Source organism: Amycolatopsis sp. NPDC003861 (assembly GCF_053605405.1).
Map to the genome: position 1 here is coordinate 1 of NZ_JBSGJD010000338.1, position 8,296 is coordinate 8,296.

Below are 8,296 nucleotides of genomic sequence, written 5' to 3' on the forward strand. Positions count from 1 at the left end.
AAACAAAATCTCCACCCCACACCAGAAAACCCCCCCCACAACGCCACATTGGGTGCATGACGGCTTGGCTCCCGCTCCGCGCTCCGGTCCGCTTCGGGCGGAAGCGGACATCGAGAACAACCGATCCAAAAGCTTTCAGGTCTTCCGCGATGGCTTGCGGCGCCTGGTGAAAGAAGGAAACTGATGCCGAAGAGGACGGACATCCAGCACGTGCTGGTGATCGGCTCCGGGCCGATCGTGATCGGGCAGGCCGCGGAGTTCGACTACTCCGGTACCCAGGCCTGCCGGGTGCTGCGTAGCGAAGGCCTGCGTGTCTCCCTGGTGAACTCGAACCCGGCCACCATCATGACCGACCCCGAGTTCGCCGACGCCACCTACATCGAGCCGGTGACGCCGGACTTCGTCGAGAAGGTCATCGCGGAAGAGCGCCCCGACGCGCTGCTCGCGACCCTCGGCGGGCAGACCGCGCTGAACTGCGCCGTCGCCCTGCACGAGCGCGGGGTGCTCGACAAATACGGTGTCGAGCTGATCGGCGCCGACATCGACGCCATCCAGCGCGGTGAGGACCGGCAGAAGTTCAAGGACATCGTCCGCACCGTCGGTGCCGACGTCCCGCGCTCCCGCGTCTGCCACGACATGGACGAAGTCCGCGAAACGGTCGAGGAACTCGGGCTGCCGGTCGTCATCCGGCCGTCCTTCACCATGGGTGGCCTGGGCTCCGGCATGGCGCACACGCCCGAGGACCTCGAGCGGCTCGCCTCCACCGGCCTCGCCGAATCTCCCGTCACCGAGGTGCTCATCGAGGAGAGCGTGCTCGGCTGGAAGGAGTACGAGCTCGAGCTGATGCGCGACAAGCACGACAACGTCGTGGTCGTCTGCTCGATCGAGAACATCGACGCGATGGGCGTGCACACCGGCGACTCGGTCACCGTCGCGCCCACCATGACCCTCACCGACCGCGAGTACCAGGTGATGCGGGACGTCGGCATCGCCGTGCTGCGCGAGGTCGGCGTCGACACCGGCGGCTGCAACATCCAGTTCGCGATCAACCCGGCCGACGGCCGGATGGTCGTCATCGAGATGAACCCGCGCGTGTCGCGGAGTTCCGCGCTGGCGTCCAAGGCCACCGGCTTCCCGATCGCCAAGATCGCCGCGAAGCTCGCCATCGGCTACACGCTCGACGAGATCCAGAACGACATCACCGGTGAGACGCCGGCCGCGTTCGAGCCCACTTTGGACTACGTCGTCGTCAAGATGCCGCGGTTCGCCTTCGAGAAGTTCCCGGGCGCGGACCCGACGCTGACCACCACCATGAAGAGCGTCGGCGAGGCGATGTCGTTCGGCCGCAGCTTCCCCGAGGCACTCGGCAAGGTGATGCGGTCGATCGAGACCAAGGCGACCGGGTTCTGGACGCTGCCCGACCCCGAAGGCGCCACCGTCGAGTCCACTTTGGACTCGCTGCGCACCGCGCACGAAGGCCGGCTGTACGAAGTGGAGCGTGCCCTGCGGCTCGGCGCCGGCGTCGAGCAGGTGCACGAAGCGTCGGGCATCGACCCGTGGTTCATCGACCAGATCGCCCTCATCGGCGAGGTCGGCGCCGAGGTCCGGGACGCGCCGGTCCTGGACGGCGACCTCCTCCGGCGCGCCAAGCGCACCGGCCTGTCCGACCGCCAGATCGCCGCCCTGCGGCCGGAACTCGCCGGCGAGGACGGCGTCCGCGCCCTGCGCCACCGCCTCGGCGTGCGGCCGGTGTTCAAGACCGTCGACACCTGCGCGGCCGAATTCGCGGCCAAGACCCCTTACCACTACTCGGCCTACGAGTCCGATCCCGACGCGCAGTCCGAAGTGGTCGCCCAGAGCGACAAGCCCAAGGTGCTCATCCTCGGCTCCGGGCCGAACCGGATCGGGCAGGGCATCGAGTTCGACTACTCCTGCGTCCACGCGGCGATCGCGTTGCGCGAGGCGGGTTTCGAGGCCGTCATGGTCAACTGCAACCCGGAAACCGTGTCCACCGACTACGACACCTCCGACCGGCTGTACTTCGAGCCGCTGTCCTTCGAGGACGTCCTCGAAGTCGTGCACGCCGAGCAGGCATCCGGCACGGTCGCCGGCGTCATCGTCCAGCTGGGCGGTCAGACCCCGCTGGGCCTGGCCAAGAAGCTCGCCGACGCCGGGGTCCCGGTGGTCGGCACGCCGCCGGAGGCCATCCACCTGGCCGAGGACCGCGGCGCGTTCGGCGAGGTGCTGACCGACGCCGGCCTGCCCGCCCCGCGCTACGGCACCGCGACCTCCTTCGAGGGCGCCAAGCGGATCGCCGACGAGATCGGCTACCCGGTGCTCGTCCGGCCGTCCTACGTGCTCGGCGGCCGCGGCATGGAGATCGTCTACGACGAGGAGACCCTGGCCGGCTACATCAGCCGCGCCACGGAGATCACCCCCGAGCACCCGGTGCTCGTCGACCGCTTCCTCGACGACGCCATCGAAATCGACGTCGATGCGCTGTTCGACGGCGAGGAGCTCTACCTCGGCGGCGTCATGGAGCACATCGAGGAAGCCGGGATCCACTCCGGTGACTCCTCGTGCGCGCTGCCGCCGATCACGCTCGGCCACACCGACCTGCAGGCCGTCCGGCGCTCCACCGAGGCGATCGCCCGCGGGGTCGGCGTGCGCGGGCTCCTGAACGTCCAGTACGCGCTCAAGGACGACGTCCTGTACGTCCTCGAGGCCAACCCGCGCGCGTCGCGGACGGTGCCGTTCGTGTCCAAGGCGACGGCCGTGCCGCTGGCCAAGGCCGCCGCGCTGATCATGACCGGCTCGACGATCAAGGACCTGCGCGAGAACGGCGTCCTGCCGGCCGAGGGCGACGGCGGGCGGATGCCGGCCGACTCGCCGGTCGCGGTGAAGGAAGCCGTGCTGCCCTTCCACCGCTTCCGCACCCCCGAAGGCCACGGCGTCGACTCGCTGCTCGGCCCGGAGATGAAGTCCACCGGCGAGGTGATGGGCGTCGACGTCTCCTTCGGCAAGGCGTTCGCGAAGTCCCAGAGCGGCGCGTACGGCTCGCTGCCGACGTCCGGCCGGGTGTTCGTCTCGGTCGCCAACCGCGACAAGCGCTCGCTGGTGTTCCCGGTGAAGCGGCTGGCGGACCTCGGCTTCGAGATCCTCGCCACCTACGGCACCGCGGAAGTGCTGCGGCGCAACGGAATCCCGTGCACCGTGGTGCGCAAGCACTACGAGGGCTCCACCGAGGCCGAGCCGAACATCGTGGACGTCATCCTGAACGGCGATGTCGACATGGTGATCAACACGCCGTACGGGAACAGCGGTCCGCGCGTCGACGGCTACGAAATCCGCACCGCGGCGGTGTCCCGCGACATCCCGTGCGTGACCACCGTGCAGGGCGCCGCGGCGGCCGTGCACGGCATCGAAGCGCTGATCCGGGGCGACATCGGCGTCCGGTCGCTGCAGGAGCTCCAGGCGGCGCTGAAGGCCAAGTCGTGAGCGGGCGGGAACGGTTCGGGGCGCGGCTGGCCAAGGCCGTCGCGGCCCGCGGCCCGCTGTGCGCCGGGATCGACCCCCACCCGGGCCTGATCGAGGCCTGGGGGCTCCCGGTGGACGTCTCGGGCCTGGAACGGTTCGCGCTGTCCGCCACGGAGGTCCTGGCGGCGCACGCGGCGATCGTGAAGCCGCAGTCGGCGTTCTTCGAAAGTTTCGGACCGGGCGGTGTCCGCGTCCTGGAACGGGTGGTTTCCGCCGCCCGGGACGCCGGCGCGCTGGTGCTCCTGGACGTCAAGCGCGGCGACATCGGGTCCACGATGGGCGCCTACACCGCCGCGTACGTCGCCGAGGGTGCGGCGATCGCCGCCGACGCGATCACCGTTTCGCCGTATCTCGGCTTCGGCTCTTTGGCCCAATGCGCCGAAACGGCCGTCGCCGCGGGGCGCGGCATCTTCGTGCTTGCTCGGACTTCGAACCCGGAAGCGGGCGAAGTGCAGAACGCGAAGCTGCCCGACGGCCGCACGGTGGCGCAGGCGATCGTCGATGCGGCGATGGCGCTCAACGCAGGCGCGGAACCGCTCGGCGATGTGGGTGTCGTCGTCGGAGCCACCGTTCCGCCGGGAGAGCTGGATCTTTCGCGGCTCAACGGTCCGGTGCTGGCCCCCGGTTTCGGGGCCCAGGGAGCCACTGCGGCCGATTTGCGGGCCCTGTTCGGTGCGTCCCTGCCGGGCGTGCTGCCCGCGTCGTCCCGGGACATCCTGAAGCACGGTCCGGAGCAAGCGGCTTTGCGCCAAGCGGTCGAACGGGTCGCCGAAGTGCTGGCCGACCCGCAGGAAAACGACCAATAGCAGGGCGCGGAACCGGCCCCCACCAGGCACCCCCGCATTGTGGCCGGTGCTCACGGGTGGGTACCGTCGCGTCACCCACCCAGTTTTGAGAACTACCGGAGGAAAACGTGGCACTTCCCCAGCTGACAGAGGAACAGCGCGCTGCGGCGCTGGAGAAGGCCGCCGCCGCCCGCCGCATCCGTGCTGAGCTGAAGGAGCGGCTGAAGCGGGGCGGTACCACTCTGGTCGACGTGCTGAAGCAGGCCGAGGAGAACGAAGTCCTCGGCAAGATGAAGGTTTCGGCTCTGCTCGAGGCCCTCCCGGGCGTCGGCAAGGTCCGCGCGCAGCAGACCATGGAACGACTGGAGATCGCCCCCAGCCGTCGCCTTCGCGGCCTCGGCGACCGGCAGCGCAAGGCGCTGCTGGCCGAGTTCAGCGGCGAGTGAACGGCGCCGGTCGTGACTACCCGGTGAACCGGGGCGCCGACCGCGGCAGTGAGCCGGTGACGGGGGACTTCCCCCGGCACCGGCTCACCGTCGTATCGGGGCCTTCGGGGGTCGGGAAGTCGAGCGTGGTGGGCGAGCTGCGGAAGCTGGAGCCCGACGTCTGGTTCAGCGTCTCGGTCACCACCCGCAAGCCGCGTCCCGGCGAAGTCGACGGGGCGCACTACCACTTCGTCGACCGCGCGGAGTTCGACGCGATGGTCGCCGACGGCAGGCTCCTGGAGTGGGCCGAGTTCGCCGGCAACTGCTACGGCACCCCGCGCGAGCCGGTCGAGAAGGCCCTCGCCGAGGGGCGCCCGGCCGTCCTGGAGATCGAACTGCAGGGCGCCCGCCAGGTCCGCGCGGCCATGCCGGAGGCCCGGCTGGTGATGCTGATGCCGCCGTCGTGGGAGGAACTGGTCGGCCGGCTCACCGGGCGCGGCACCGAAAACGAGGCCGCGGTCCAGGCCCGGCTGGCCGAAGCGGAGCGCGAGCTGGCGGCGGCGGGGGAGTTCGACCACCGCCTCGTCAACGCCGACGTGCGAGAGGCCGCCGAGCACTTGCTAAACTTGATTACTGATCAGTCTGCCGAAGATTCGGAGCACCACGCGTGACCACCCAGGCCACCCTGCACGAAGAGCTCGAGGGCATCACCAACCCGCCGATCGACGACCTGCTCGAAAAGGTCAGCTCGAAGTACGCGCTGGTGATCTACTCGGCCAAGCGTGCCCGCCAGATCAACGACTACTACGCCCAGCTGGGCGAGGGCCTGCTCGAGTACGTCGGCCCCCTCGTCGAGCCGGGCCCGCGCGAGAAGCCGCTCTCGATCGCGCTGCGCGAGATCCACGGCGGCCTGCTCGAGCACACCGAGGGTGAGTAAACCCCGCGTCGTCCTGGGCGTGGGCGGCGGGATCGCCGCCTACAAGGCCTGTGAGGTGCTGCGCGGGCTGACCGAATCCGGTCACGACGTCCGCGTGGTCCCCACCGAAGCCGCGCTGAACTTCGTCGGCGCGGCGACCTTCGAAGCCCTCTCCGGGCACCCGGTGCACACGGGCGTGTTCACCGAGGTGCCCGAGGTCCAGCACGTCCGCGTCGGCAAGGAAGCCGATCTCGTCCTGGTCGTCCCGGCCACGGCGAACCTGCTCGCCAAGGCCGCCCACGGCCTCGCCGACGACCTGCTGACCAACACCCTGCTCACCGCCCGGTGCCCGGTCGCCTTCTTCCCGGCGATGCACACGGAGATGTGGGAGCACCCCGCCACCCGCGACAACGTCGCCCTGCTGCGCTCGCGCGGCATGGTCGTCACCGAGCCCGATTCCGGCCGGCTGACCGGCGTCGACACCGGCAAGGGCCGTCTGGCGAACCCGGCCGAGATCGTCGACCTCGCCCGGCTGCTGCTGGCCCGCCCCGACGCCCTCCCGCGCGACCTCGAAGGCGTCCGCGTGGTCATTTCGGCGGGCGGCACCCGCGAGCCCCTCGACCCGGTGCGCTACCTGGGCAACCGCTCGTCCGGCAAGCAGGGCTACGCGCTGGCCCGCGTCGCCGCCCAGCGCGGCGCCGACGTCACCCTGGTCGCCGCGCACACCGTCGCCCTGCCCGACCCGGCGGGCGCGGTCGTCGAGCACGTCTCGACGGCGGAGGAGCTGCGGCAGGCGGTGCACGCCGCCGCCGAGTCCGCGGACGTCGTCGTGATGGCCGCGGCCGTCGCCGACTTCCGGCCGGCGAACCGGGCCGAGCACAAGATCAAGAAGTCCGACGACCAGCCGGACCCGGTGATCACGCTCGACCGCAATGCCGACATTCTCGCCGAATTGGTGCAAAACCGGCGTCCCGGACAAGTCGTTGTGGGATTTGCCGCGGAAACCGGCGACGAACACGGCAGCGTTCTCGACCACGCCCGCGCGAAATTGCAGCGCAAGGGCGCGGACCTGCTGGTCGTCAACGCCGTCGGGGACGGCAAGGCGTTCGGCACCGAGGACAACTCCGGCTGGCTCCTAGGGGCCGATGCCACGGAAAAACCCCTACCTCTCGCGCAGAAGGCTCAACTGGCGTCCACTCTGTGGGACGCTGTTGTGAGCTTCATGAAGCGTTGACCGTCTCACGAGCGATAGTCAGTACGCTTGCAAGGTAAGGGGTGCCTAACTTTCGGGGCATCCGACGACAAGGTGAGGAAGTGACGGCCACCGTGACCGCGTCTAGCAGCAGATTGTTCACCTCGGAGTCGGTGACCGAAGGGCACCCCGACAAGATTTGCGACGCCATCAGCGACTCGATCCTCGACGGCCTCCTGTCGAAGGACCCTCGCAGCCGCGTCGCGGTCGAGACCCTGATCACCACCGGCCAGGTGCACGTGGCCGGCGAGGTGACCACCGAGGCCTACGCCGACATCCCGACGATCGTCCGCGACGTCATCCTCAAGATCGGCTACGACTCCTCCGCCAAGGGCTTCGACGGCAACTCCTGCGGCGTCAACGTCGCGATCGGCTCGCAGTCGCCCGACATCGCCCAAGGCGTCGACACCGCGTACGAGTCGCGCGTCGAGTCGGACGAGGACGAGATCAACCGCCAGGGCGCCGGCGACCAGGGCCTGATGTTCGGCTACGCCTGCTCGGACACCCCCGAGCTGATGCCGCTGCCGATCGCGCTGGCCCACCGGCTGTCCAAGCGCCTGACCGCGGTCCGCAAGGACGGCGTGCTGCCGTACCTGCGCCCGGACGGCAAGACCCAGGTGACCATCGAGTACGCCGGCGACCAGCCGGTCCGCCTCGACACGGTCGTCGTGTCCTCGCAGCACGCCGACGGCATCGACCTGGACCGGATGCTCAGCGTCGACGTCAAGGAGCACGTCGTCGGCCCCGAGCTCGAAGGCCTGGGCATCGACACCTCGAACGCGCGCCTGCTGGTCAACCCGACCGGCCGGTTCGTCATCGGCGGCCCGATGGGCGACGCCGGCCTGACCGGCCGCAAGATCATCGTCGACACCTACGGCGGCATGGCCCGCCACGGCGGTGGCGCGTTCTCCGGCAAGGACCCGTCCAAGGTCGACCGCTCCGCCGCGTACGCGATGCGCTGGGTGGCCAAGAACGTCGTCGCCGCGGGCCTGGCCCAGCGGACCGAGGTCCAGGTGGCGTACGCGATCGGCAAGGCGGCCCCGGTCGGCCTGTTCGTCGAGACGTTCGGCACCGAGACGGTCGACCCGTCGAAGATCCAGCAGGCCATCAGCGAGGTCTTCGACCTCCGGCCGGCCGCGATCATCCGCGACCTCGACCTGCTCCGCCCGATCTACGCCCCGACGGCGGCGTACGGCCACTTCGGCCGGCCCGAGCTGGGCCTGCCCTGGGAGAGCACGGCCCGCGCCGAGGCCCTGAAGGCCGCGGCCGGCGCCTGACGCACGATCACCGGAAGGCCGTTCCCGACCAGGGGACGGCCTTCCGGCATTTCCCGTCCCCGGCTCGGTCGTGAGTGGTAACGCGGGTTAGAACCCGCGTTACC

General features: G+C 70.0%; 7 protein-coding genes and 1 pseudogene. All 8 read left to right on the forward strand.

Annotated features, from left to right (window positions below):
- Positions 1-184, forward strand: a pseudogene (locus ACWEVN_RS43910) (hypothetical protein); the annotation flags it as partial.
- Positions 184-3,498 (forward strand): carbamoyl-phosphate synthase large subunit, encoded by a 3,315-nt coding sequence (carB, locus tag ACWEVN_RS43915; RefSeq protein WP_452055238.1) that lies wholly within the window; start codon positions 184-186, stop codon positions 3,496-3,498. The pseudogene ACWEVN_RS43910 and the gene carB, both read left to right, overlap by 1 nt.
- On the forward strand, positions 3,495-4,343 hold the full coding sequence (pyrF, locus tag ACWEVN_RS43920; protein WP_449688121.1) for an orotidine-5'-phosphate decarboxylase: 849 nt from the start codon (positions 3,495-3,497) through the stop codon (positions 4,341-4,343). Before carB ends, pyrF begins: the two co-directional genes overlap by 4 nt.
- A gap of 107 nt (positions 4,344-4,450) precedes the next feature.
- Complete coding sequence (gene mihF, locus ACWEVN_RS43925) at positions 4,451-4,768, forward strand: integration host factor, actinobacterial type (protein ID WP_003096398.1); 318 nt, start codon at positions 4,451-4,453, stop codon at positions 4,766-4,768.
- Entirely contained in the window at positions 4,765-5,418 is a 654-nt protein-coding gene (gmk, locus tag ACWEVN_RS43930) for a guanylate kinase (RefSeq protein ID WP_449688120.1), read from the forward strand. Before mihF ends, gmk begins: the two co-directional genes overlap by 4 nt.
- Positions 5,415-5,684 carry a DNA-directed RNA polymerase subunit omega gene (gene rpoZ, locus ACWEVN_RS43935; RefSeq protein ID WP_005152353.1) on the forward strand — a complete coding sequence of 90 codons (270 nt, stop codon included), beginning with the start codon at positions 5,415-5,417 and terminating at the stop codon, positions 5,682-5,684. The genes gmk and rpoZ overlap by 4 nt, the downstream gene beginning before the upstream one ends.
- Positions 5,677-6,897: a bifunctional phosphopantothenoylcysteine decarboxylase/phosphopantothenate--cysteine ligase CoaBC gene (gene coaBC / locus ACWEVN_RS43940; protein ID WP_449688119.1), complete on the forward strand. Its 1,221-nt coding sequence runs from the start codon at positions 5,677-5,679 to the stop codon at positions 6,895-6,897. The genes rpoZ and coaBC overlap by 8 nt, the downstream gene beginning before the upstream one ends.
- 92 nt (positions 6,898-6,989) lie before the next feature.
- On the forward strand, positions 6,990-8,192 hold the full coding sequence (gene metK / locus ACWEVN_RS43945) for a methionine adenosyltransferase (RefSeq protein WP_310975235.1): 1,203 nt from the start codon (positions 6,990-6,992) through the stop codon (positions 8,190-8,192).
- The last annotated feature ends 104 nt before the right edge of the window (positions 8,193-8,296 follow it).